The following is a 24513-nucleotide window of genomic DNA, read 5'->3' as shown; positions in this document are numbered from 1 at the left end:
GCTCGAGGCCGTCGGAGAAACATTCCATAGCAAAACAGTCTAGGTCGGTTCGCGGCACGCCAAGGTAACAATTACCTTCAATTTGTAACGTTTCGACCCCTCGCCAATCATCTATCCGACAATAGCGCCGCGCGTGCGCGCGGCATGCCGACCGGCGATTTGTCAAAGCTTTGCAATTTTCCTATGACAATTGCGAAACAATGATGCGGCATCAGGGCGTGCATGCGCCGCCGCTCACCCAGACAGGACTTGCACTCAGGGATGAACATTCGCTTCGAATCGCCGCGTCGGGCCATGCCGGCGCGCATCGTGCTGGCCGTCATCGCCACGGCCGCACTGCTGTCAGGCTGCAACTCGCTGTACAGCGAAGGCGCGACGGCCGGCGCCGGTATCGCGGGCGCCGCGATCGCGTCCAAGGTCACGAACAACGCCGCCGTCGCGACGGGTATCGGCCTCGGCGCCGTGGCCGGCGCGCGGGCCGGCGTCCAGTACTCGCAGCGCGTCGCCCACCGTTACACCCAGGAACAGATCGCGAAGGCGGCCGGCCCGCTCGATGTGGGCGGCGTCGCGCCGTGGTCGACGCACCACTCGTTCCCGATCGAGGACGACGAACAGGGCCGCGTGACGGTCAGCCGGATGATCAGCGTCGGCCCGCTCGACTGCAAGGAAATCGTGTTCGCGGTCGACACGCCGGCGAAGGCCGACAAGGCCGCGCAATCGGCGTTCTACGTCGCCACCATCTGCCGCGACGGCCCCGCATGGAAATGGGCGTCCGCCGAGCCGGCGACCGAGCGCTGGGGCGCGCTGCAATGAGCGTCGCCCTCCGTCTGGCGGCCATCGGCGCGCTGTGCGCGGCAACCGCCGCGCTGTCCGGCTGCGGCTCGGTCGGCGCGGCAAGCGGCGCGCTGGCCGGTGCGGCGACGGGCCTCGTCACCGCGAATCCGGCGGTCGGCGTCGGCGTCGGGATCGCCGTGCAGGCCGCGACCGACGAGGCCGTCAACCGCACGATGAAGCAACTCCATCAGAACCAGCAGGACGCGATCGCGAAGACGGCCGGCGGCCTGGCCGTCGGCGAAGTGAAGCCGTGGAAGGTGAAGAACACGCTGCCGCTGGAAAACGGCGAAGGCGAAGTGCGCGTCACGCGCGCATACGCGTCGGCGCTTGCGATCTGCAAGGAATTCGCGTTCTCGGTGAAGGACGGCGACAAGGCCGACTGGTATTTCGCGAATGCATGCCAGCAAGGCACGCACTGGAAGTGGGCGTCGGCGGAGCCGGCGGTCGACCGGTGGGGGAACCTGCAGTAACGAACGATGCGCGCCGCGTCACGCGCGGCGCCTGCGAATGCCGGGCCGACGGCCCGGCATTCGTCGATCAGGACTCGACGTCCTCGAGACTGAAGATCTCGGTCTGGTCGTTGTACGAGAAGATCTCGCCGTAACGGCCCCAGTCGATCACCGCGTCGAGCGTTTCCTCGGCCGCGCCGTCCGACAGCGAATCCTCCAGCTCCTGCTCGAAGCGCACGCGCGGCGCGCGATGGCCCGGGCGCTCGTTCAGCACCTTCTTGATCCGGGCCGCCAGCGGCACGTGCTTCAGCAGATGATCGGCAAACATCAGCTTGCGCTCCTGCGTGCCAAATTCCGCGAACACGCGCCCCGGCGGCGTCAGGAACACATCGCCTTCGCGCACGTCCGCGAAACCGAGGTACTGCAGCACTTCGGCGATCGGGAACAGGTCGTCGACTTCCAGATGCAGCGTACGCGCGATTTCCGGCATGTCCGCGCGGCCGTGGTACGGCGCCATCGCGAGCGTCTCGATCAGGCCGGCCATCAGGTTGGTCGACACCTGCGGCAGCCAGCTGCCGAGTTCGAGCCCCTTCTTCGTCGCCTCGCCGGTCTGGCGCGCCGTCATCTTCGCGTAGATGTCGTCGACGAGCTTGCGGAACGCCGGGTCGAGCCGGTTGCGCGGATGCTTGAACGGCACCTTGATCTCGGCGATCACGCGGCCCGGGTTCGACGACAGCACGAGGATCCGGTCGCACATGAACACGGCCTCCTCGATGTTGTGCGTGACGATCAGCACCGACTTGATCGGCATGCGGCCCTGCGTCCACAGATCGAGCAGGTCGGTACGCAGCGTTTCGGCCGTCAGCACGTCGAGCGCCGAGAACGGCTCGTCCATCAGCAGGATCGTCGGATCGACCACGAGCGCGCGCGCAAAACCGACGCGCTGGCGCATGCCGCCCGACAGCTCGCGCGGGTACGCGTTCTCGAAGCCGTCCAGACCGATCAGGTCGATCGCGGCCAGCGCGCGCTCGCGCCGCTCGCGCGCGCCGACGCCGAGCGCCTCGAGGCCGGCTTCCACGTTCTGCAGCACGGTGAGCCACGGGAACAGCGCGAAGGTCTGGAACACCATCGCGACGCCTTCGGCCGGGCCGGTCAGCGGCTTGCCGAGGTAGGTCACCTCGCCGCCGGTCGGTTCGATCAGGCCGGCGATGATGCGCAGCAGCGTCGACTTGCCCGAGCCGGAACGGCCGAGCAGCCCGACGATCTCGCCTTCGCGCAGCGACAGGTTCGCATCGTCGAGCACGAGCAATTCGCCCTGCGTCTTGTTGAAGCCGCGGCAAACGTGATCGACGCGCAGGATTTCCTCACCGAGGCGCGGCGGCTGGGACGTCTGGACGGGGGCGTTTACAGCATTCGGATTGTGCATCGCGTTTCGCTCTCAATCGATCTCAGTCGAGCCGCAGCTTCGCTTCGGCGAAAGCATACAGCGGCCGCCACAGCAGGCGGTTGAACAAGGTGACGAACAGGGACATCACGGCGATGCCCAGGATGATCTTCGGGAAATCGCCGGCGGCGGTGGTCTGCGCGATGTACGCGCCGAGGCCGTGCGCCTCGATCTTGGTGTTGCCCCACTGCACGGCTTCCGACACGATGCTCGCGTTCCATGCGCCGCCCGACGCGGTGATCGCGCCGGTCACGTAGTACGGGAAGATGCCGGGCAGGATCGCCTGCCGCCACCACTGCCAGCCGCGGATGCGGAAATTCGTCGCCGCTTCGCGATAGTCGTTCGGGTAGGACGTGGCACCGGCGATCACGTTGAACAGGATATACCACTGCGTGCCGAGCACGATCAGCGGCGACAGCCAGATGTCCGCGTTCAGGTGGAAGCGCGCGATCACGATCACGAACACCGGGAACAGCAGGTTGGCCGGGAACGCGGCGAGGAACTGCGCGAGCGGCTGCAGCTTCTCGGCCAGCTTCGGGCGCAGCCCGATCCATACGCCGATCGGCACCCAGATCACCGACGCGATCGAGATCAGCACGACCACGCGCAGCAGCGTGATGAGCCCGAGCGTGATCACGTGGCCGACCTCGGCCATCGTCACGCCGGTCGCGACGAAGCTCACGACGCGCCACACGATGTAGGCCGTGCCGACCAGCACGAGGATCGCCCACGCGATGTCGACGGTGCGCGACGCCTTCTTCTCGACGCGCGGCAGCGAAAACCGCATCGCGCCCGACAGCGGCAGGCGCAGCGGAATCCGTGCGGCCTTCGCGAAGAACCAGCCGGCCGGCACGAGCAGCTGATGAATCAGGCGCGTGCGGCGCACGAGGTCGAGCAGCCAGGATTGCGGCGCATCGCCCGACGCGGTGTTCTCCATCCGGAACTTGTCGGCCCACGCGATGAGCGGACGGAACAGGAACTGGTCGTACGCGAGGATCACGACCGTCATCGTGAGGATCACCCAGCCGATCGCGCCGAAGTTCTTGTCCGAGATCGCCTGCGCGAGATACGCGCCGATGCCGGGCAGCGTGATCGTCTGGTTGCCGACCGTGATCGCCTCCGACGCGACGACGAAGAACCAGCCGCCCGACATCGACATCATCATGTTCCAGATCAGGCCCGGCATCGAGAACGGCACTTCGAGCTTCCAGAAGCGCTGCCACGACGTCAGGTGGAAACCGCGCGACACTTCGTCCAGATCGCGCGGCACCGTGCGCAGCGACTGGTAGAAGCTGAACGTCATGTTCCACGCCTGGCTCGTGAAGATCGCGAAGATCGCCGCGAGCTCGGCGCCGAGCACGCGGCTCGGGAACAGCGCGAGGAAGAACGTGACGGTAAACGAGATGAAGCCGAGCACCGGCACCGACTGCAGGATGTCGAGGATCGGGATCAGCACCATGCCCGCGCGACGGCTCTTGGCCGCGAGCGTGCCGTAGACGAGCGTGAACGCGAGCGACGCGACCATCGCCGCGAGCATCCGCAGCGTGGTGCGCAACGCGTATTCGGGCAGGTTCGACGGGTCGAGCGAGATCTTCTGCGTCTGCAGCGTGCCGATCGGCGCCATCGTTTCGTGGAAACCGACGACCGCCATCGCGATCAGGCAGATGATCAGCGGAAACGCGATGAAGTCCCAACGGTTCGGCAGAACGCGCCACGCGGACGCGTTGGCGGTCCGGTTCGGATTGAAGAATCCGACATTCATCAGGCGCCCTCCCCGGTAAGGCCGAACGAAGCCGGCAGTCGATGTTGATTCATGGCAAAGCGCACGGGCGCGGTAATTCTCGATTGACTGACGATCTCGCGCACGCGCGATGCGCCGTGCGTGCACGCTGCGCCCGCGCTCCCGGGGGCGAGTCGGCCCGCGACGGCACGACACTACACCAACCTGTATTTCAGGTTCAACCGTCCGGGGTCGGTGCACCGATCGTGCCCGACGCGCGGGCGGACGGCCGGTGCGCGGTACGGAGCAGCCCGGCCTGAGTCCTTCGGCCGGCAGCAGGCCCGAATTATGCCGTGATCCGGCCCGGCCGGGAACCCGCCAGCCCCACACGGGCGCAAACCGTGTCGGACATCAGGGGCCGAATACGGTGAAGCGGGTATGATCGGGGCTAGCCCCCTTGGGGATCGACCGACGAGCGGGAGGAAAGGGAATGGCAGGAAACTTGGTGATCGTCTGCCGCGATCAGGATGCCGACGCGTTCTACGAACTGATGCAGGAGTACGGGTCGTTCCAGACGCGGCTGTCGTCGACCGCATGGTACCTGAATATGAACGTCGTGCCGGAATCGCTGCAGGAGGAAATCCTGGAGCGCCTCGGCCGGTATACGACCGTCTACATCTTCGAGGCCACCAGCGTGACCTACAACACGATCGACAGCAACGCGGCCGAGACGCTCGGCACGCTGTTCGGCGAATGACGCCGCGCGGCGCCCGCCCGGCCGGGCAGGCGCCGCAGCCGCCTACGCGGCCTGTGCGTGGGGTTCGTCCTTCGGCACAGCCTCGAACGGGAACGTCATCGCGACGCGCAGACCGCCCTCGGGGCGGTTGCCGATGTCGCACGCCCCGCCCAGCCTGAGCACCAGCCGCTCGACGATCGCAAGCCCGAGCCCGCTGTGGCCGTTCCCGCCGCGCGCGGGGTCGAGCCGCACGAACGGCCGCGTCGCGGCCGCCAGATCGCGCGGCGCAATCCCGCCACCGCTGTCGCTGACCGACAACACATAGCCGGCCGGCGTGCGCGCCGTTTCGACAAGCACCGGCGGTGCGCCATACGCATGCGCGTTGTCCAGCAGGTTCGACAGGATCCGGTCGAGCGTGGCCGTCGGCAGCCGGAAACCCGGATCGGCATCGAGCCGGGTCTGGACCGTCGGCGCATTCGGCGCGACCGCGCGATAGCTGCGCGCGATCCGCTCGCATGCCTGGTCGACCGGCACCGGTTCGCTGCGGTCGGACCCGCCGTGCGCGAACACCAGGAACTGGTCGACGATGTGCGACATCGAGTCGACATCGCGCACGACGCCGTCGCGCAACCGCGCGTCGTCCATCATTTCCGCCCGCAGGCGCATCCGCGCCAGCGGCGTGCGCAGGTCGTGCGCGACGCCCGCCAGCATCACCGCGCGATCGTTCTCGGCCTGCGACACCTGCTCCACCATCTGGTTGAAGCCGTGCGTGAGCTGGCGCAGCTCGCGCGGGCCGCGCTCGCGCAGCGGCGGCACCGGCTGCCCGCGGCCGAAACGCCCGACCGCGCGCGCGAGCGAGCGCAGCGGCTGCTGCAGCTGCCAGGCCGCGAACAACGCGGCGATCACGCCGGCCGAGAAGATCGTGCCGAGCCACAGCAGCATCCGGTCGAGCGAGCGCGGCGGCCGCAGCGGCTGCACGGGCACCACGATCCAGTTGCGATCGGCCGGCTCCTTCACCCACAGCACGGGCGGATGGCCCGGCGTGCCGATCTCGACCTGCGTGCCGGGCGGCATGCGCTCGCTCACGTCGTCGCGGAACCGCTTGAGCGGCGGCGGCAACGCCGAATCGCCGCCCTTCGGGACGTCGGCGCTGTCCGGCGGCACCAGCCGCACACGCGACGGCAGCGGCTGGTCGGGCGTGCGCTCGACGTGCTGGCGCACGGCGTCGACAAGGAACGCGGCTTCCTCGACCGCATAACGCGTCTGCATCTGGTTGCGCTCGAGCCGCATCGCGAAGAACCACGCGAAGTGCGACAGGAGCAGGACACCGATGACGAGCAGCGCCAGCCGCCCGAACAGTGAATCAATGGGTTTGCGCATGAGCCTCGCCGTCGGGCACGAACACGTAGCCGCGCCCGCGCACCGTCTGGATGAAGCGCGGCGTCGACGGATCCGTTTCTAGGATGCGGCGCAGGCGCCACACCTGGACGTCGATGCCGCGGTCGGTACCGTCGTACTCGGGCCCGTGCAGCAGCTCGAGCAGCCGCTCGCGCGTGAGCGTGCGCAGCGCATGGTTCACGAAGATCTTCAGCAGCGCGAATTCGCTGCTCGACAGCGTGGCCGGCTTGCCGTCGACCGACAGCGTGCGCGCCTGGAAGTCGAGCAGGAAACGGCCGAACGCGAACGGCTCGCGCTGTTCGGGCGCTGCCGCCGACGGCGTCGCGCGGCGGCGGCGCAGCACCGCCTGCACGCGCGCGAGCAGCTCGCGCGGGTTGAACGGCTTGCCGAGGTAGTCGTCCGCGCCGAGTTCGAGCCCGACGATGCGATCGACGTCGTCCGCCCGCGCGGTCAGCATGATCACGGGGATGTCGTCGCCGGCCGCGCGCAACTGGCGCAGCGCGGTCAGGCCGTCCACGCCCGGCATCATCAGGTCCAGCACGATCAGGTCGGGCCGCTCGCGCTCGAGGCGCTTCTCGAGCGTCGCCGCGTCGTGCAGCACGGACACTTCCATCCCCTGGCGCACGAGATAGTCGCGCAGCAGGTCTCGGAGTTCTTGGTCGTCGTCGACGATGAGGATCTGGGTAGTCATGGCTCGAAGTTTACCGCGCGAGGGCGGAGTCGAAGAACGAAACAAAGGGACGAAAGGGTTACTGCGGGTTACCGCGCAAGGGAACTGTAATGCACGGTAACCGGGCCGCCGCCCCACGTAACACCGGCCGGAGCCTGCATCGCTAACCTGCGTCTTACCGGATGCGGTACCCGGCTTTTCCGGCACCGCATCGCCGGACCCTTTGGATACAAGGAGTTTCTGAAATGTATAAGAAGACTTCCCGCGTGGCCATCGCGGCCGCCGCCGTGCTCGCTCTCGCCTTCGGCACCGCGCATGCCGCTCAGCCCAACGACATGCCGCCTCCGGGCGGCCCCGGCATGCACCAGATGCACGGCGGGCACGAAGGCGGCCCGTTCGGCGCGATCATGAAACTGCACGACCAGTTGAAGCTCAACGCGTCGCAGGAACAGCAATGGCAGGCGGCCGTCAACACGATGAAGCAGAACCATGACGCGATGCGCAAGAACCACGAGCAGGTGCGCGAGCAGTTCAAGGCACAGCAGAACCAGCCGATCCTCGACCTGAGCGCGATGCATTCGGCACGCCAGCAGGCCGAAGCGCAGAACGCGCAACTGCGCGAGCAGACGTCGGCTGCGTGGCTCACGTTCTACAACGGGCTGAACGACCAGCAGAAGACGACGGTCAGCACGGCGCTCAAGCAGCAGTACGCGAAGATGGAACAGCGTCACGAGAAGATGAAGGAGCGCTGGGAGCAGCATCGCGCCGCCAAGGGCGCATCGGCGCCGGCGCAGTAAGCCGGCGGGCCGCTTCCCGGAGCGGCGCCGAAGGGGACGCGGGCACCGGCCCGCGCCCCCTTTTTTCGTTTCAGGCGACGTCGAACAGCAGCACTTCGGCCGCCCGGCCGCGCGCGAACGCCACCGCGTCCACGCCGCCGATCCGCGCGCCGTCGCCGGCGGCCAGCGCGCGGCCGTTGACCTCGATGTCGCCGCGCGCCACGTGCACGTAGGTGCTGCGCCCCGCGCGGACCTCGAAGGTCACCCCCTCGTCGCCGTCGATCAGCCCCGCGAAGATGCGGGCATCCGCCCCCATCGACAGCGCGCCGTCGCCGCCGCCGGGCGCCGCGACGAGCCGCAGCCGGCCGCGTTTCTCGGCGGCGGCGAAATGCCGCTCCTCGTAACCGGGCCGCCCGCCCCGCTCGGCCGGCTGCAGCCAGATCTGCAGCAGATGCAGCGGACGGTCGCGCGACGCGTTGGTTTCGCTGTGCACGAGCCCCGTCCCGGCACTCACCCGCTGGACGCCGCCGGCGCGGACGATCGCGCCGCAGCCGAGGCTGTCGCGGTGCGCGAGCGTGCCGTCCAGCACGTAGGTCACGATCTCCACGTCGCGACGCGGCTGCATCCCGAACCCGCGCGTCGGCGCGATCAGGTCCTCGCTCAGCACGTGCAGCGCGCCGACCGGCGGATGCGCGTTCGCGGCGCGGCCGGCCGACGAAAAGCTGTGACTCGATTCGAGCCAGCCTTGGCGCGTGTGGCAACGGTCTTCGGCGCGGCGGATCTGGAACATGGCGCGGGCACTCCGGGGGCAGATACTTGTTCGGGTTTACCGCCACTGTAGGGGGACACCGAACGCGCCACAATCCGCCGCCAATGCACAGCATTGTTGCGCTCGCGCAACCAATCGCCAAAATATTCGTTGTCAATACCACGATTGCCGCAACAGCCGATTCGAAGAATCGATCGATCGCGCCGGATTGCCGTTTTCGGGGAATCGCGTTCGGGTAAAATACCGCCCTTTTGGCGTTCGCCGTTCCGGCGGCGCCATCGCCAGAGCGCCGTCCGGCGAATTTTGGCCGTCTAGAATACGCCGCGGCGCCCGGTCCCGCCGGCCGCGAGCGCCCCCGGAAAGTCAGCAACAGAAGGATGGAAATGAAGAAGGCCGCCCTGTGCGCCGCCCTCGCCCTCGTGGCGGGCAGCGCCTTCGCGAAGGAGTGGAAGACCGTGCGGATCGGCGTCGATGCCAGCTACCCGCCGTTCGAGTCGACCGCGCCGAGCGGCGAGATCGTCGGTTTCGACGTCGATCTCACCAAGGAAATCTGCAAGCGGATCAACGTGAAATGCGTGTGGGTGGCGCAGGATCTCGACGGGATCATCCCGGCGCTGAAGGCGAAGAAGTACGACGTCATCGTGTCGTCGCTGACCGTCACGGACAAGCGCCGCGAGCAGATCGACTTCTCCGACAAGGTGTATGACGCGCCGGCCCGGATGATCGCGAAGACCGGCTCGCCGCTGCTGCCGACGGTCGCGTCGCTGAAGGGCAAGCGTGTCGGCGTCGAGCAGGGTTCGACGCAGGAAACCTACGCGAAGACGTACTGGGAACCGCAGGGCGTGACGATCGTTCCTTACCAGAACCAGGACCAGGTCTACACCGATCTCGGCTCGGGCCGCCTCGACGCGACGCTGCAGGACGAGCTGCAGGCCGACTATGGCTTCCTGCGCACGCCGCGCGGCAAGGGCTTCGCGTTCGCCGGGCCGGAAGTGAAGGATCCGAAGACGATCGGCGACGGCACCGCGATCGGCCTGCGCAAGGACGATACGGACCTGAAGCTCAAGATCAACCGGGCGCTGGCCGACATGCACAAGGACGGCACGTACGACCGGCTGTCGCACAAGTACTTCTCGTTCAGCGTCTATTCGGCGCCGGCCCGCTAAGCGCCGACAAGAAGAAGCAACGGATGCGGGGGCGGCCCCGTGTCCACGCAGTAAAGGCAGTCAACCACGCGCCGCCCGCCCCCTTGCCCGCCGCTCGCGCGACGGGCTCGCCCGGCACCGTTGCCGGGGCGGACGGTCATGATACGCACGGGGCGTTCCGCGCAGCTTGGCGGGCGCGTCTTTCGCGGCGCACCGCGTGCGCCGTCAAGGACCACATATGTTTCTACAAGGTTACGGCCCGCTGATCCTCGCTGGCACCTGGCAAACCGTCAAACTGGCGGTGCTTTCGCTCGCGCTGTCGTTCCTGCTGGGGCTGCTCGGCGCAGGCGCGAAGCTGTCGCGCAACCGCGTGACGAACGGCATCGGCACCGTCTACACGACGCTGATCCGCGGCGTACCCGACCTCGTGCTGATGCTGCTGCTGTTCTACAGCCTGCAGATCTGGCTGAACATGGCGACCGACGCGCTCGGCTGGGACCAGATCGACATCGACCCGTTCCTCGCCGGCGTGCTCGTGCTCGGCTTCATCTACGGCGCGTACTTCACCGAGACCTTCCGCGGTGCGTTCCTGTCGGTGCCGCGCGGCCAGCTCGAGGCCGGCAGCGCATACGGGATGACGAACTGGCAGGTGTTCACGCGGATCATGTTCCCGCAGATGATGCGCTTCGCGCTGCCGGGCATCGGCAACAACTGGCAGGTGCTCGTGAAGTCGACCGCGCTGGTGTCGATCATCGGCCTCGCCGACGTCGTGAAGGCCTCGCAGGACGCCGGCAAGGGCACGCTGCGGTTCTTCTTCTTCACGCTGATCGCGGGCGCGGTCTACCTCGCCATCACGACGATCTCGAACTTCGTGCTGATGTGGCTCGAAAAGCGCTACTCGACCGGTGTCCGCAAGGCTGACCTATGATCGAACTCATCCAAGAATACTGGCGCAACTATCTCTACACCGACGGCTATCGCATCACCGGTGTCGCGATCACGCTGTGGCTGCTCGTCGTGTCGATCGGCCTCGGCTTCTGCCTGTCGATACCGCTCGCCGTGGCGCGCGTGTCGAAGAAGAAGTGGCTGTCGAGCGCCGTATGGCTGTACACGTACGTGTTCCGCGGCACGCCGCTCTACGTGCAGCTGCTGCTCTGCTACACGGGCCTCTACAGCCTGCAGGCCGTGCGCGGCACGCCGGTGCTCGATGCATTCTTCCGCGACGGGATGCACTGCACGCTGCTCGCGTTCACGCTGAACACCTGCGCATACACCACCGAGATCTTCGCCGGCGCGATCAAGGCGACGTCGTATGGCGAGATCGAAGCCGCGCGCGCGTACGGGATGTCCCCGTTCACGATGTATCGCCGCGTGATCCTGCCGTCGGCGCTGCGCCGCGCGCTGCCGCTGTACAGCAACGAAGTGATCCTGATGCTGCATGCGACCACCGTCGCGTTCACCGCGACCGTGCCGGACATCCTCAAGATCGCGCGCGACGTCAACTCGGCGACCTACATGTCGTTCCATGCGTTCGGCATTGCCGCCCTGCTCTACCTCGCGATCTCGTTCACGCTCGTGTGGCTGTTCCGCCAGGCCGAGCGTCGCTGGCTCGCGTATCTGCGCCCGCAAGGCAAGTAAGTTTTCGCAGGACTATTGATGAACTCCCAGACTCAGAAGCTTTTCGTCGACGATCTGCACAAGCGCTACGGCGACAACGAAGTGCTCAAGGGCGTGTCGCTGAGGGCGAACTCCGGCGACGTGATCAGCGTGATCGGCTCGTCCGGCTCCGGCAAGAGCACGATGCTGCGCTGTATCAACTTCCTCGAGCAGCCGAATGCGGGCCGCATCTTCGTCGACGGCGAGGAAGTGCGCACCGCGCTCGACAAGACGGGCGCGCTGCGCGCGGCCGATACGAAACAGCTGCAGCGCGTGCGCACCAAGCTGTCGATGGTGTTCCAGCACTTCAATCTCTGGTCGCACATGAACGTGATCGAGAACGTGATGGAGGCGCCCGTGAACGTGCTCGGCATCCCGAAGAAGGAAGCCGAGGACCGCGCGCGCGAGTATCTCGAGAAAGTCGGCCTCGCGCCGCGCGTCGAGAAGCAGTACCCGTCGCATTTGTCCGGCGGCCAGCAGCAGCGCGTCGCGATCGCACGTGCGCTAGCGATGCATCCGGACGTGATGCTGTTCGACGAGCCGACGTCGGCGCTCGACCCGGAGCTGGTGGGCGAAGTGCTGAAGGTGATGCAGAAGCTGGCCGAGGAAGGCCGCACGATGATCGTCGTCACGCACGAGATGGGCTTCGCGCGCAACGTGTCGAATCACGTGATGTTCCTGCACCAGGGCCGCGTCGAGGAAGAAGGCGTGCCGGCCGAAGTGTTTGCCAATCCGAAGAGCGAACGCCTGCGCGGGTTCCTGTCGGGCAGCCTCAAGTAACACGCACGAAACGCACGACGGTCGAACGGGCGCCCCGCGGCGCCCGTTTTGCGTTTACGCGGCGCTCACCGGCGCGCCGTCGGCGAACGCGCGCAGCGCGTCGCCCGCCAGCCGGTATCGCACCCATTCGCTCTGCGGCGCCGCGCCGACGCTCTCGTAGAAGCGGATCGCCGGCTCGTTCCAGTCGAGCACGCTCCATTCGAACCGCCCGCAGCCCGACTCGACCGCGATTCGTGCAAGCGTCTTCAGCAGCCGCAGCCCGGCGCCCGCGCCGCGAAAACGCGGCGACACGTACAGATCCTCCAGATACAGGCCCTGCCGCGCGAGCCACGTCGAATACGAGAAGAAATACACGGCGAAGCCGGCCGGCTCGCCGTCGACCTCGCAGATCAGCGCGCGCGCGGGCGACCCATCGCCGAACAGGCTGCGTTCGAGGGACGCGGGCGTCGCGATCACTTCGTGCTCCGCCTTCTCGTAGACGGCCAGCTCGGTGATGAAGCGCAGGATCAGCGGCACGTCGGCGACGGTGGCGCAACGGATATCGATTTGCACGGGTTGAGCCCTCCTCCGGCCCGGTTCTGAAACAGAAAGCAGCGCCGCGCACGCGCGCTGGCGCCGATCGAACCGTCATGCTACGTTCGCGCAACGACTGCAGGAAGTGCAGTTTCTTCATCTAGACCTGAACATGATGCATCCCGACCTGCGCCGTCTCGACCTGAACCTGCTGCTCGTGTTCGACGCGCTGTACCGCCACCGGTCGGTCGCGGCGGCCGCGCATGAGCTCGCGTTGAGCCCGTCCGCGTTGAGCCACGCGCTCGCGCGGCTGCGCGACGCGATCGGCGATGCGCTGTTCGTGCGCCTCGGCAACGAGATGCAGCCGACCGTGCGCGCCGACGACATCGCCACGTGGGCCGGCGACGCGCTCGACACGATGTCGAAGGGTCTCGCCCGCGCGCGCCGCTTCGATCCCGCGCAAAGCGACCGCACGTTCGTGTTCGCCGCGACCGACTACACGGCCTTCGCGGTGCTGCCGGCGTTCCTCGCGCGGATCCAGCACGTCGCGCCGCACCTGCGGATCCGCGTCGTGCATTCCGACCGGAAGATCTCCGTCGACGAGCTTGCGGCCGGCCGCATCGACTTCGCGCTCGGCTATCACGAGGAATCGGCGGCCGATGCGCCGGGCATCGAGGATTTCGACTGGTTCTCCGACGACTACGTCGTGATCGCCAGCGCCGCGCATCCGGCGATCCGCCGGCGGCTGACGCTCGACCGGTACCTGGCCGCCCGCCACGTGGTCGTCACGCCGTGGAACGAATCGCGCGGCGTCGTCGACTACGTGCTCGACCGGCTCGGCCTCGCGCGGCACGTCGCCGTGCAGTTGCCGACCGTGCTGGCCGCGCCGTTCGTGATCGCGGAATCCGAATTGCTGATGACCGTGCCGAACCGCGCCGCGCAGGCCCTGCGGCACGCGGCGCCGATCCGCATCTTTCCCGCGCCGTTCGAGATCCCGCGCTACACGGTGAAGGTCTACTCGCACGCGAAGCATGCGCGCACCGATGCGCACCGCTGGATTCGCGCGCAGTTGCTCGACGCGCGGCCGGGCCCGCGCTAGGTTCCGCGCGCCTTGTGCGACGGGCGTTTCAGGCGCCGGCCTGCGTTCGCCGAAACCGCCCGAATCATTACGAAATGCTTACCAATTTCGCGACTTTCGCGCTTACGCCCGCGCATTCGCAACGTCAATAGTGGCAATCCTTGACCCCTATCCAAAAAATTCGTGTCTCCCTTGCGGGACAAGGGTTTTCCGTTAATCGCCAACCCTCGGTGCACCTGTTGCCCACCGTGTTGCATGGCAATTTGGCGACAGCGGTTAGTCAAACAACGATTTCCATCGCCACAAAATTGTATTTTTGCTAAATTAGTAACCAAAGTAGCAAAACGAAGTTCGTGAAATGTAGTTTAGCTTCACGACACTACAAGGAGACCCCGCAGGCCGACCCGGCTGCGCGGGACCGCTCAACGGTTTTCCGTCCGCTTGCCCGCGTGCCGCGCTTACCGGCCCTGCACGAGGTCTCCCTGGTTATCCCGCTTTTGCCCGGCGCTCGCGCTCCGGGCATCTCGTGCAGTCTGGGTTGACTTTTTGACAGGGTATGGAGGAGATGATGAAGAAAGCTTTGGTCGCGGCCGCGCTGATGGCTGCTGGGGTGGTGACGGCGCACGCGCAGAGCAGCGTCACGCTGTATGGCCGCCTGGATGCGGGCATCGAGTACCTGAACGGCCTGCAAAACGGCCACCAAGTGCGCGCGGAAAGCGGCGACTGGGGCACGAGCCTGTGGGGCTTGAAGGGTAGCGAGGACATCGGTGGCGGCAACAAGGTCCTGTTCCACCTCGAAGGCGCGTTCAACACGATGACGGGCGGCTTCAGCGGCTCGATCTGGGATCGTTTCGCGACCGTCGGTATCTCGAACGACCGCTACGGTACGCTGCTGCTGGGTCGCGAGCTCGCGATCGCCAACGGCGTGTGGGACTTCGACCCGTTCGGCCAGTCGGCCTGGTCGACGGCCTCGCTGGTGCGCGGCCGCAACTGGAACAAGACCAGCAACAACGTGTCGTACCAGTCGCCGTCGCTTTACGGCCTCGACTTCTACGGCCAGTTCTCGTTCTCGAACTCGACCAGCTTCAACGGCAACACGACGGCCGGCCAACCGGGCCGTGCAATGGGCGGTCAGGTCACCTACACGAACTCGCTGTTCCAGTTGCGCGGCATCTACGACGAAACGCGCGACAGCAACGGCCGCTTCTCCGACGTGTTCAACTACTCGCGTGAATACTTCGCGGGCGTGAACGTGTTCCTCGGCCAGTTCAAGGTGCAGGCGGCCTACCAGGCATCGCGCGCGGACGGCAGCGGCGGCCCGGCAGTGAACGCCGGCGTGACGGGTACCCAGCAGGTCTGGGGCGGCGTGACGTGGCAGGCAACGCCGGCAGCGGCGCTGATCGCAGCCGTGTATCACGTGAACGCGAACCACGGCGGCGGCAACGCGAACATCTACACGGTCGGCGGCTCGTACAACATCTCGAAGCGCACGCTGTTCGACCTGCAGGTCGCAACCGTGCGCAACAGCAAGAACGCGAACTTCGGCCTGAACGCGAACGGTGCAGGCACGGCCGTGTCGACGGGCAACCCGAATCCGGGCGGCAGCCAGACCGGCGTCTACGCCGGTATCCAGCACCTGTTCTGATCAGGCGCCGTCAAAGAACGATTCGACAACACTTTCCACGCTGCTGCGAGAGGCGCGTATCGGTGCGGTACCCAACCGGGTATCCGCACCGTTTTTTCTTGGGCGGGCCGGCTTGGCGCCTGCTCCCGCAAACCACGGGCTTGCGCAGGCCCGGCGACGCACGACGGCGTTCAAACGGCCGCTTCGTTCTCTTCGCCGGTGCGGATGCGGATCACGCGCTCGACGTCCGACACGAAGATCTTGCCGTCGCCGATCTTGCCGGTCCGCGCCGCGCCGATCACCGCGTCGATCACTTGGTCGACCTGCGCTTCCGCGACGACCACCTCGATCTTCATCTTCGGCAGGAAGTCGACGACGTATTCGGCGCCGCGATACAGCTCGGTATGGCCCTTCTGGCGGCCGAAACCCTTCACTTCCGTCACGGTCAGGCCCGTGAGACCCACTTCGGCGAGCGCTTCGCGGACTTCGTCCAGCTTGAACGGCTTGATGATGGCGGTGATGCGTTTCATGGTGGTTGTCCCCCAATGCTCGTTTGGATGAAAAATCGCGTTCCCGATTGTAAGCCTGCGGGCCGCCTCCGGCCCAGCACGGCTCAATCGAGACGTTCGGTGAACCGCGACGTGATCGGGTAGCGCCAGTCGCGCCCGAACGCGCGATGCGTGACGCGGATGCCGATCGGCGCCTGGCGGCGCTTGTATTCGTTGATCTTGATGAGCCGCGTCACGCGTTCGACGTCGGCCTGCGCATAACCCGCCGCGACGATCTCCGCGAGCGGCCGGTCTTCTTCCATGTACATCCGCATGATCGCGTCGAGCACGTCGTACGGGGGCAGGCTGTCCTGGTCGGTCTGGTTATCGCGCAGCTCGGCCGACGGCGCGCGCGTGAGGATCCGCTCGGGAATCACGTCGCGCAGCCCGTAGTCGGCCGTGGCGTTGCGATAGCGGCAGAGCCGGTAGACCAGCGTCTTCGCGATGTCCTTGATCACCGCGAAACCGCCGGCCATGTCGCCGTACAGCGTGCAGTAGCCGACCGCCATCTCGCTCTTGTTGCCGGTCGTCAGCACGATCGAGCCGAACTTGTTCGACAGCGCCATCAGCAGCGTGCCGCGGATGCGCGCCTGGATGTTCTCCTCCGTCGCGTCTTCCGCGCGGCCCGCGAACTCGCCGGCAAGCGCCGCGCGGAATGCGTCGAACATCGGCTCGATCGCGATCTCGTCGTAGCGCACGCCGACGCGCCGCGCCATCTCCGCCGCGTCGGTGGTCGAGATGTCGGCCGTGAAGCGCGACGGCATCATCACCGCGCGCACGCGCCCGGGCCCGAGCGCATCGCACGCGACGGCCAGCACCAGCGCCGAATCGACGCCGCCCGACAGCCCGATCAGCACGCCGGGAAAACCGTTCTTGCCGATGTAGTCGCGCACGCCGGTCACGAGCGCGCGGTACACCTGCGCATCCGTCGACAGCTCGGGCGCGATCGTGCCGGGCAACGGCCGCGCGCCGTCGAATTCAACGATCGCATGGCCTTCGTCGAACTGCGGCATCTTCGCGACGAGCGCGCCCTGCGCGTCGAGCACGAACGAGCCGCCGTCGAACACGAGCTCGTCCTGGCCGCCGACGAGGTTCACGTACACCATCGGCAGCCCGGTCTCGCGGATCCGCGCGCGCAGGATGTCGATGCGCACCGCTTCCTTGTTCATGTGGTACGGCGAGCCGTTCGGGATCAGCAGCACCTGTGCGCCGGCCGCCTTCGCGATCTGCGCGGCCGACGCATGCCACGCGTCCTCGCAGATGATCACGCCGTATTTCACGCCGTTCAGCTCGAACACGAGCGGCTCGGCGTCCGTCGCGAAGTAGCGCTTCTCGTCGAACACCTCGGCGTTCGGCAGATCCTGCTTGCGGTAGGTGCCGACGATTGCCCCGCCGACGATCAGCGATACCGCGTTGAAGGTATCGGTGGGCGGCACGCCGCGCTCGATCGGGCGGTTTGCATTACCATCGACGGCTGGCGCGTGCGGATCGGCGCCCGGACCCCTGCCCGGACCGCGCAACGGATGGCCGACCAGCACCGCGAGCCCGTCGAACGCCTTCAGCGCGTCGGCCAGGGCAGCGAGCGCAGATGCCGCCGCCGCGTAGAACGCGGGCCGCAGCAGCAGGTCTTCCGGCGGATAGCCGGACAGCGCGAGTTCGGGCGCGACCATCAGCTGCGCACCATCGTTGTGCGCGGCGCGTGCGGCCGCGACGATCCGCGCGACGTTGCCGGCGAAATCGCCGACGGTGACGTTGATCTGGGCAAGAGCGAGTCGGGTCTTCATGGCGGGATCGGGCGGCGCGCCCGGAACGGCTGACGAAATCGAACCGGACGCGGGCCGCGGCGGCACACATCCGGCAACATCCAACGGTACGGATTCACGCTTGAAACACGCACGCATCGATTATCGCACGGGCATCCTGTCGTCCCCCGCCGAGGTGCCGGCCGACGAATGGAACGCGCTGCTCGCCCGCGACGCGCAGCCGACGCCGTTCCTGCGCCACGAATTTCTCGACGCACTGCACGTCGCGCGCTGCGCGGTCGACGAGACCGGCTGGTCGCCGCACTTCGTCACGCTGACCGACGAGCGCACCGGCCGCCTCGCGGCCGCCGCGCCCGTCTACGCGAAGCAGCATTCTTACGGCGAATACGTGTTCGACTGGGCGTGGGCCGACGCCTATCAGCGCAACGACCTGCCCTACTACCCGAAGCTGCTGTGCGCGGTGCCGTTCACGCCCGTGCAGGGCACGCGCCTGCTCGCGGCCGACGACGACGCACGCCGCCGGCTCGCGGCCACGCTGCTCGCGTTCGCCGAGCAGAGCGACGTGTCGTCGCTGCACGTGCTGTTCCCGACCGGCGACGAGGCGCGGCTGCTCGAATCGATGGGGATGATGCTGCGCGAAGGCGTGCAGTTCCACTGGCTCAACGACGGCTACCGTCACTTCGACGACTTCCTCGGCACGCTCGAGCAGAAGAAGCGCAAGAACATCCGCGCGGAGCGACGCAAGGTGCACGACGCGGGCGTGACGTTCCGGCGGCTGACCGGCGACCGGATCACCGACGCCGACTGGCGCTTCTTCTCGCGCTGCTACCGGCAGACCTACCGCGAACACTTTTCGAGCCCGTACCTGAACCTCGATTTCTTCCGCACGATCGGCGCGACGATGCCCGAGAACCTGCTGCTCGTGATCGCGGAAGCCGACGGCCGGCCGATCGCGAGCGCGCTCGCCGTGTACCGGCGCGGCGAGCACGGCGGCGGCACGCTATACGGCCGCTACTGGGGGGCGATCGAACACGTCCCCTGCCTGCATTTCGAAACGGCCTACTACCAGTTGCTCGAATTCTGCATCGAGGCCGGGCTCGACACGTTCGAAGGCGGCGCGCAAGGCGAGCACAAGCTCGCACGCGGCTTCCTGCCGACCGTCACGCACTCCGCGCACTGGCTCGCGCACCCGGCGTTTTCCGATGCGGTCGCGCGCTTCCTCGAACGCGAGACCGAACATATCCACGCGTACGTCGACGAGTTGCGCGAACACGATCCGTTCCGGCGCGGCACCGAATAGCACCGGCAGGCACGTCGTCATGCGGCGAGGCCACGACCGGCCTCGCCGCATGACGCACGGCCGCCTCCGGCTCAGTGCGCGGCGAGCGTCACCGTCTGCGACAGCGCCTGCGGGTCGCGCGACGACGCGGCGGCCGACAGCACGTAGCTCCCCGCGCCGACCCGCCACGCATGCGCATTCGCATCCCATACCGCGAAGCGCTGCGCCGGCACCGCGACGCTGACCGTGCGCGCCTCGCCCGGCTGCAGCGCGACCTTGGTCCAGCCGACGAGCCGCTTCGGCGGCTCGCCGAGCGAAGCGGGCAGCGCCGCGTAGATCTGCACCGTCTGCGCACCGGCGCGCGCGCCCGTGTTCGTCACCGTCACGCCGACCTTCACGTTGCCCGCCGCGTCGGCCTGCGCCGACATCCCCGACATCGCGTACGTCGTATACGACAACCCGTAGCCGAACGGGAACAGCGGCTCGATCGCCTTCGCGTCGAACCAGCGATAGCCGTACGCGAGGCCTTCCGCATAGACGGTCTGCGTGCGCGACGGATCGATCGCCGGCTGCGGCAGGTCGGCTTCCTGCTTCGGGAACGTCAGCGGCAACCGGCCCGACGGATTCGCGTCGCCGAACAGCAGGTCGGCGATCGCCTGGCCGCCCTGCGCGCCCGGATACCAGGCATCGAGCACGCCGTGCACGTTCGCGAGCCACGGCATCAGCACCGGGCTGCCGTTCTCGAGCACGACGACCACGCGCTTCGCCTTCGCGGCGACGGCCGCGATCAGCGCGTTCTGGTCGTATTGCTGGTTGTACGGATCGGCCTTCGCATCCGGCAGCGACAGGCTCGCGAGGTCGAGCCCTTCCGTTTGCCACTGCGTCGCGAACACGATGGCGACATCGGCCTGCGCGGCCGCGGCCGCCGCGGCATTCGCATCGGTCCCGTCGAGATAGCTGACCGACGCGTTCGGCGCCTTCGCGCGGATCGCCGCGAGCGGCGCGGACTTGTACCAGGTCGCGCAGCCGCCGAACAGCGTGCCGGCCGGTTGCTCGCAGGTCGTCACCGCGTTGCCGTCGATCGCCGGTACCGCGCCCGAGCCGCCGCCCGACAGCACGCCGGCATCCGCATGCCCGCCGATCACGACGACCGACTTGAGCGCGCCGGCCGCGAGCGGCAGCACGGGCTGCGCATCGCCGGGCGCGGCCGCGTTCTTCAGCAGCACCGCTGATTGCCGCGCGATCGCCAGCGCGTCGGCGTTGCCGGCGGCCTCGTCGATCGCACCGCCCGGCTTCGGCGGCGCATCCATCACGCCGATGCGGATCAGCGTGCGCAGCTTGCGCTGCACCATGTCGTTCAGGCGCGCGGCCGACACGCTGCCGGCCTGCAGCGCCGCGCGCAGCTTCGAGTTGAAGTAGGAGCCGAGCGGCGCGTTGCCGTCGTCGGCCGCGCCCGGCTGCTCCTCGTCGAGCCCGGCCTGCACGGCCGCGACGGTCGAGTGCGTCGCGCCCCAGTCGGACTGCACGACGCCCTTGAAGCCCCATTCGTTCTTCAGCACCGTCGTCAGCAGATACGGGTTCTCGCAGGCATACACGCCGTTCAGCTTGTTGTACGAGCACATCACGTTGCCCGGCTGACCGTCCTTCACGCCGATCTCGAACGCGAGCAGCTCGGCCTCGCGCATGGTCCGCTCGTCGACGACCGAATCGATCGTCATCCGGTTGGTTTCCTGGTCGTTGAACGCGAAATGCTTGATCGTCGCGATCACCTTCTGCGCCTGCGTCGCCTGCGTGCGCGCGGCGCTCAGCGTGCCCGCGAGCACCGGATCCTCGCCCATGTATTCGAACGTGCGGCCGTTGCGCGGCTCGCGCGCGAGGTTCACGCCGCCGCCGAGCCCTTCCGCGAAACCGAGCGCGCGCAGTTCCAGCGCGATGCGCGTGCCGTAAGTGCCCGCCAGCGCCGGATCCCAGGTCGCCGCGAGCGCGACCGGTGCCGGCAGCGCGGTCACGCGCGCGTTCTTCACGTTCACGCCGCCCGCCGAATCGGCGCTGCTGAGCGCCGGAATGCCGAGCCGCGGCACGCCGGGGATGTAGCTGGCGCCGTTCAGCGCGTCGGCCGGGAACGGGCCGCCCAGGTCGAGCGCGGGCATGCCCGTGCCGTGCACGAGCTGCAGCTTCTCGTCGGTCGTCAGTTGCGCGACGAGCGCGGCCGCGCGCCGGTCGGCCGCCGCATCGGGGTCGGCCGGTGAGCTCGGGCCCGCCTGGATGTCGTCGCCGCCGCACGACGCGAGCAGCACCGTGAGCGCACACGCGGACGCAATCGTCGAACACCGGAACAGCGAAGTTTTCATTGATCCTCCAGAATCGTTCTGTTGTACTTGTCGCCACACTCCAGCGTCCGAGTCTAAAAAGTGACCGGTCACCACGCTTGACCGGCAGGAGCATGCGTTGACCTCTCGCAGCGGGGACAAACCCGAACGGCATGACGACAGGGAGACAGACATGGAGTTGCAACAGAAATCGGTATCCGTACGGATCTACCGCTGGCTGTGCGAGGACGCGCGCGCGAACGGCATCGATCCCGCGCCGCTTTACGACACGCTCGGCATCGGGCCGGCCGAGCTCGCCGACGACGCGCGCCGCATCGCGGGCGACCGGCATGTGGCTGCGATGCAGCTGACGAGCGGCTGGCCGCTGTCGTGGCGTCGCCCGCCGCCGCAAGTCGTGCCGTGGCTCGTGCAGTTTCCCGAACTCGCGGGCATCACGTGCAACGCGGCGACGCTGCGCGACGCGCTGCACGGCTACCTGCACTATCGCGAGCTGATCGGCAACGTCGACTGGGTGTTCGCGCACGAGCATCGCGATGCGATCGCGCTCGAGTACGTGAACGAAGGCGACGGCCGGCACGCGGGCAGCGCATTCACCAACCTCGCGATCCTCGCGGCACTCGCGCGCCTGTACGATCCGCACGCACGCATCGCCGACGCCGAATTCGCCGGCCGCGCGTTCGCGCCCGCCGCCGCGCTGCGCGACATGCTCGGCGCGCCGATGTCGTTCGACGCCGCGCACAATCGCATCGTGCTGCGCTCCGCGCACCTCGACACGCCGTTCGAGCGCTACAACGCGCCGCTCGCCGGCATCCAGCGTCATGCGGCCGACGCCGCGCGCGAGCGCGTGCGGGCACGCTCGACGTTCGGCTCGTCGGTCGAGCAGTGCGTGCGCGACTGGCTGCGCACGTCCGACGAAGTCGACGTGCCGACCGACACGCTGATGCAGCACGTATGCACGCGCTTCGCGATGTCGCGCTGGACGCTGCGCCGGCGGCTGCATCGCGAAGCCGTCGGGTTCCATGCGCTCGTCGCGCAGGCGCGACTCGGCGAAGCACGCGACCTGCTGCTGAACACGCAGTTGCCGATCGGCGAGATCGGCGTGCGCGTCGGCTTCCGTTCGACGAGCGCGTTCACGCGCTTCTTCACGCGCGAACTCGGCGCGGCGCCGAGCCGCTTTCGCGACGGACACGGCGACCGGTGGCGTTGACGCGCGTTTTTTCTGAGACACTGGCGGCTTCGCACTCCGCCGCCCTGCCATGTCCTGGTTTCTGTATCTGATCGAATGCGCCGACGACAGCGTCTATACGGGCATCACGACCGACGTTGCCGCGCGCTTCGACGAACACGCGTCCGGCAAGGGCGCGCGCTACACGCGCTCGCGCAAGCCGCGTGCGGTGCTCGCGTCGTTTCCGCTGCCCGACCGATCGAGCGCGTCGCGGGCGGAATACTGGGTGAAGCGGCTTACGCCCGTGCAGAAGCGGGAGCTGGCGGCCGGGTTGCGGACGCTCGAATCGGTGTTGCCCGTCGTGGCGACGCTCGATGAAAGCGCGGACGCGGCCGGCTCACCGGTGCGCACGCGCGGGCGCAAGCAGGCGAAGGCGGAGAACGCCGACAACCTGGCGGACACGGCCGCGGCGCAACCGGCTGCAGCGGAAAACGTGAAGGCGGGGAAAGTCGGCAAACCGGCAAAGGCGGCAACGCGCAAACCAGCGGCGACGATAGCCAAACAGGCCGCGCCGGAAGCGAAACGTGCACAAGCCGACGGCGCCACAGCCGCAAAAAAGACCGCATCGCGCGGCATGTCGGTAAAGAAGACCAGGCCGCCCGCATCCGCTTCATCGAAACCGAAGGCCCCGGCCGCCGTCGGCCAGCCCGCGGCGAACACGCGCAAGAACGCCGCTTCCGAGCCGGCCCGTCGCCGGCCAACGGCCGCGACAACCATCGAAGCGGCCACGCCCCGCGCAACACGTGCGAAGACCGCGCCGGCCGCACGCCGGAAACCCGCGCGCCCAAAACAAAACCGCGCGGCCTCCTGAGGAGACACACGCGGTCTGCGTTCCGTACGAACCGGCCGTCGGCCGGCACGCCGCTTACTTCTTGTAGTTCGCGGCGCCGTCGGTGATTTCCTTGTGCGCGGCTTCGATGCCGGCCCAGCCTTCGACCTTCACCCACTTGCCCTTCTCGAGCGCCTTGTATTGCTCGAAGAAGTGCTTGATCTGGTCCTTCAGGTACTCGGGCACGTCGTCGATCGACTTCAGGTTCGCCGTCATCGGGCAGACCTTGTCGTGCGGCACGGCGACCAGCTTCGCGTCGACGCCCGACTCGTCGGTCATCTGCAGCATGCCAAGCACGCGCGAGCGCACGATCGAGCCTGCCAGCAGCGGGAACGGCGTGATCACCAGCACGTCGACCGGATCGCCGTCGCCCGACAGCGTCTGCGGGATGTAGCCGTAGTTCACCGGATAGCGCATGCCCGTGCCGATGAAGCGGTCGACGACGAGAAGGCCCAGTTCCTTGTCCGCCTCGTACTTCACCGGGTCGCTTTGCGCGGGAATCTCGATGATCACGTTGAAATCTTGCGGCAGGTCCTTGCCGGCCGGAACATGATTGAAGCTCATGAGCACTCTCTGTAGGTCGATGGGAATTCGGGACAGGGCGCAGCGGCCGATGCACCGGCGCGGGCGCCCCCCAAGGGAATGCGCCATTATAGCCAATCGACCGGTGGCGTCCGGATGACGATCGGCGCGATAATCGTTCCGGATGGTCGGCCGTCGCACTGCCGGCCGCGTGGCACGGCATCGGCGTCGGCGCTGAAGCGCCAACCCGGGTACACGGGAGCAGGCATGGAAGAGGCGAAGCACTTCATCGCGGGCGAATGGACGTTGCCCGCGCAACTGGAAACCATCGCGGTCGTCGATCCCTCCGATGGCCAGCCGTTCGCGGTCATCGCGCGCGGCACGGCGCCCGATGTCGAGCGCGCGGTCGCCGCGGCCCGCGACGA

General features: G+C 67.7%; 23 protein-coding genes and 1 pseudogene. 14 read left to right on the top strand and 10 right to left on the bottom strand.

The window, feature by feature from the left end; all coding sequences use genetic code 11:
* The first annotated feature begins 261 nt into the window (after positions 1-261).
* Both G3N62_RS13720 and G3N62_RS13715 read left to right on the top strand, forming a co-directional pair.
* Positions 262-813: a hypothetical protein gene (locus G3N62_RS13720; RefSeq protein WP_034190696.1), complete on the top strand. Its 552-nt coding sequence runs from the start codon at positions 262-264 to the stop codon at positions 811-813.
* Positions 810-1304, top strand: a complete 495-nt coding sequence (locus tag G3N62_RS13715; protein WP_034190695.1) for a hypothetical protein — start codon at positions 810-812, stop codon at positions 1302-1304. The genes G3N62_RS13720 and G3N62_RS13715 overlap by 4 nt, the downstream gene beginning before the upstream one ends.
* Before the next feature lie 67 nt (positions 1305-1371).
* Here G3N62_RS13715 and G3N62_RS13710 read toward each other — a convergent pair whose 3' ends face one another.
* Together G3N62_RS13710 and G3N62_RS13705 are read right to left on the bottom strand one after the other, a co-directional pair.
* Positions 1372-2709 (bottom strand): nitrate/sulfonate/bicarbonate ABC transporter ATP-binding protein, encoded by a 1338-nt coding sequence (locus G3N62_RS13710; protein ID WP_069245685.1) that lies wholly within the window; start codon positions 2707-2709, stop codon positions 1372-1374.
* Positions 2710-2731: 22 nt separating this feature from the next.
* On the bottom strand, positions 2732-4489 hold the full coding sequence (locus tag G3N62_RS13705) for an ABC transporter permease subunit (RefSeq protein ID WP_034186229.1): 1758 nt from the start codon (positions 4487-4489) through the stop codon (positions 2732-2734).
* 448 nt (positions 4490-4937) lie between these two features.
* On the opposite strand from G3N62_RS13705, the gene G3N62_RS13700 reads away from it, so the two are divergent.
* Positions 4938-5204: a hypothetical protein gene (locus G3N62_RS13700; RefSeq protein WP_027786765.1), complete on the top strand. Its 267-nt coding sequence runs from the start codon at positions 4938-4940 to the stop codon at positions 5202-5204.
* A gap of 42 nt (positions 5205-5246) precedes the next feature.
* Here G3N62_RS13700 and G3N62_RS13695 read toward each other — a convergent pair whose 3' ends face one another.
* A complete protein-coding gene (locus G3N62_RS13695; RefSeq protein ID WP_049033472.1) occupies positions 5247-6563 on the bottom strand; it encodes an ATP-binding protein in 1317 nt (438 codons plus the stop codon).
* A complete protein-coding gene (locus tag G3N62_RS13690; RefSeq protein ID WP_006493394.1) occupies positions 6547-7272 on the bottom strand; it encodes a response regulator in 726 nt (241 codons plus the stop codon). Before G3N62_RS13690 ends, G3N62_RS13695 begins: the two co-directional genes overlap by 17 nt.
* Positions 7273-7496: 224 nt before the next feature.
* Here G3N62_RS13690 and G3N62_RS13685 point away from each other — a divergent pair, with 224 nt between their 5' ends.
* On the top strand, positions 7497-8048 hold the full coding sequence (locus tag G3N62_RS13685; protein WP_034186231.1) for a periplasmic heavy metal sensor: 552 nt from the start codon (positions 7497-7499) through the stop codon (positions 8046-8048).
* Between the two features lie 70 nt (positions 8049-8118).
* Here G3N62_RS13685 and G3N62_RS13680 read toward each other — a convergent pair whose 3' ends face one another.
* The gene (locus tag G3N62_RS13680) at positions 8119-8817 is read right to left on the bottom strand and encodes a pirin family protein (RefSeq protein ID WP_034186232.1); all 699 of its coding nucleotides are present in this window, start codon (positions 8815-8817) and stop codon (positions 8119-8121) included.
* Positions 8818-9179: 362 nt separating this feature from the next.
* On the opposite strand from G3N62_RS13680, the gene G3N62_RS13675 reads away from it, so the two are divergent.
* From G3N62_RS13675 to G3N62_RS13660, 4 genes are all read left to right on the top strand, one after another.
* Positions 9180-9962 carry an ABC transporter substrate-binding protein gene (locus tag G3N62_RS13675; protein ID WP_034186329.1) on the top strand — a complete coding sequence of 261 codons (783 nt, stop codon included), beginning with the start codon at positions 9180-9182 and terminating at the stop codon, positions 9960-9962.
* Positions 9963-10179: 217 nt separating this feature from the next.
* Positions 10180-10869, top strand: coding sequence for a histidine ABC transporter permease HisQ (gene hisQ / locus G3N62_RS13670; RefSeq protein WP_034186233.1), 690 nt, complete (start codon positions 10180-10182; stop codon positions 10867-10869).
* Positions 10866-11579: an ABC transporter permease gene (locus G3N62_RS13665; RefSeq protein WP_034186234.1), complete on the top strand. Its 714-nt coding sequence runs from the start codon at positions 10866-10868 to the stop codon at positions 11577-11579. Before hisQ ends, G3N62_RS13665 begins: the two co-directional genes overlap by 4 nt.
* Before the next feature lie 18 nt (positions 11580-11597).
* Positions 11598-12377 carry an ABC transporter ATP-binding protein gene (locus G3N62_RS13660; protein ID WP_034186235.1) on the top strand — a complete coding sequence of 260 codons (780 nt, stop codon included), beginning with the start codon at positions 11598-11600 and terminating at the stop codon, positions 12375-12377.
* 54 nt (positions 12378-12431) lie between these two features.
* Here G3N62_RS13660 and G3N62_RS13655 read toward each other — a convergent pair whose 3' ends face one another.
* Positions 12432-12929 (bottom strand): GNAT family N-acetyltransferase, encoded by a 498-nt coding sequence (locus G3N62_RS13655; protein WP_059560407.1) that lies wholly within the window; start codon positions 12927-12929, stop codon positions 12432-12434.
* A 133-nt stretch (positions 12930-13062) separates the two neighbouring features.
* Between G3N62_RS13655 and G3N62_RS13650 the strand changes: the two genes are divergently transcribed.
* Positions 13063-13989 (top strand): LysR family transcriptional regulator, encoded by a 927-nt coding sequence (locus G3N62_RS13650; protein ID WP_049032450.1) that lies wholly within the window; start codon positions 13063-13065, stop codon positions 13987-13989.
* Between the two features lie 544 nt (positions 13990-14533).
* Complete coding sequence (locus G3N62_RS13645; protein WP_049032448.1) at positions 14534-15613, top strand: porin; 1080 nt, start codon at positions 14534-14536, stop codon at positions 15611-15613.
* Positions 15614-15783: 170 nt separating this feature from the next.
* Here G3N62_RS13645 and G3N62_RS13640 read toward each other — a convergent pair whose 3' ends face one another.
* Both G3N62_RS13640 and G3N62_RS13635 read right to left on the bottom strand, forming a co-directional pair.
* The gene (locus tag G3N62_RS13640; RefSeq protein ID WP_006398637.1) at positions 15784-16122 is read right to left on the bottom strand and encodes a P-II family nitrogen regulator; all 339 of its coding nucleotides are present in this window, start codon (positions 16120-16122) and stop codon (positions 15784-15786) included.
* A gap of 83 nt (positions 16123-16205) precedes the next feature.
* Positions 16206-17924: an NAD+ synthase gene (locus G3N62_RS13635; protein WP_124670955.1), complete on the bottom strand. Its 1719-nt coding sequence runs from the start codon at positions 17922-17924 to the stop codon at positions 16206-16208.
* Positions 17925-18024: 100 nt separating this feature from the next.
* On the opposite strand from G3N62_RS13635, the gene G3N62_RS13630 reads away from it, so the two are divergent.
* Positions 18025-19203: a GNAT family N-acetyltransferase gene (locus G3N62_RS13630; RefSeq protein WP_049030133.1), complete on the top strand. Its 1179-nt coding sequence runs from the start codon at positions 18025-18027 to the stop codon at positions 19201-19203.
* A 71-nt stretch (positions 19204-19274) separates the two neighbouring features.
* On the opposite strand, the gene G3N62_RS13625 is transcribed toward G3N62_RS13630, so the two are convergent.
* Complete coding sequence (locus G3N62_RS13625; protein ID WP_124670956.1) at positions 19275-21533, bottom strand: glycoside hydrolase family 3 C-terminal domain-containing protein; 2259 nt, start codon at positions 21531-21533, stop codon at positions 19275-19277.
* Positions 21534-21684: 151 nt separating this feature from the next.
* On the opposite strand from G3N62_RS13625, the gene G3N62_RS13620 reads away from it, so the two are divergent.
* Both G3N62_RS13620 and G3N62_RS13615 read left to right on the top strand, forming a co-directional pair.
* Complete coding sequence (locus tag G3N62_RS13620; RefSeq protein WP_034186240.1) at positions 21685-22719, top strand: AraC family transcriptional regulator; 1035 nt, start codon at positions 21685-21687, stop codon at positions 22717-22719.
* Between the two features lie 49 nt (positions 22720-22768).
* Entirely contained in the window at positions 22769-23548 is a 780-nt protein-coding gene (locus G3N62_RS13615; protein WP_124670957.1) for a GIY-YIG nuclease family protein, read from the top strand.
* A gap of 54 nt (positions 23549-23602) precedes the next feature.
* On the opposite strand, the gene ppa is transcribed toward G3N62_RS13615, so the two are convergent.
* Positions 23603-24130 carry an inorganic diphosphatase gene (gene ppa / locus G3N62_RS13610; RefSeq protein WP_011352863.1) on the bottom strand — a complete coding sequence of 176 codons (528 nt, stop codon included), beginning with the start codon at positions 24128-24130 and terminating at the stop codon, positions 23603-23605.
* A gap of 114 nt (positions 24131-24244) precedes the next feature.
* Here ppa and G3N62_RS35950 point away from each other — a divergent pair.
* Positions 24245-24513 (top strand): annotated as a pseudogene (locus G3N62_RS35950) (hypothetical protein); the annotation flags it as partial.

It is taken from the genome of Burkholderia sp. Tr-20355 (assembly GCF_017104685.1).
Taxonomy (GTDB): domain Bacteria; phylum Pseudomonadota; class Gammaproteobacteria; order Burkholderiales; family Burkholderiaceae; genus Burkholderia; species Burkholderia seminalis.
This window is presented reverse-complemented; position numbering and strand designations above follow the sequence as displayed.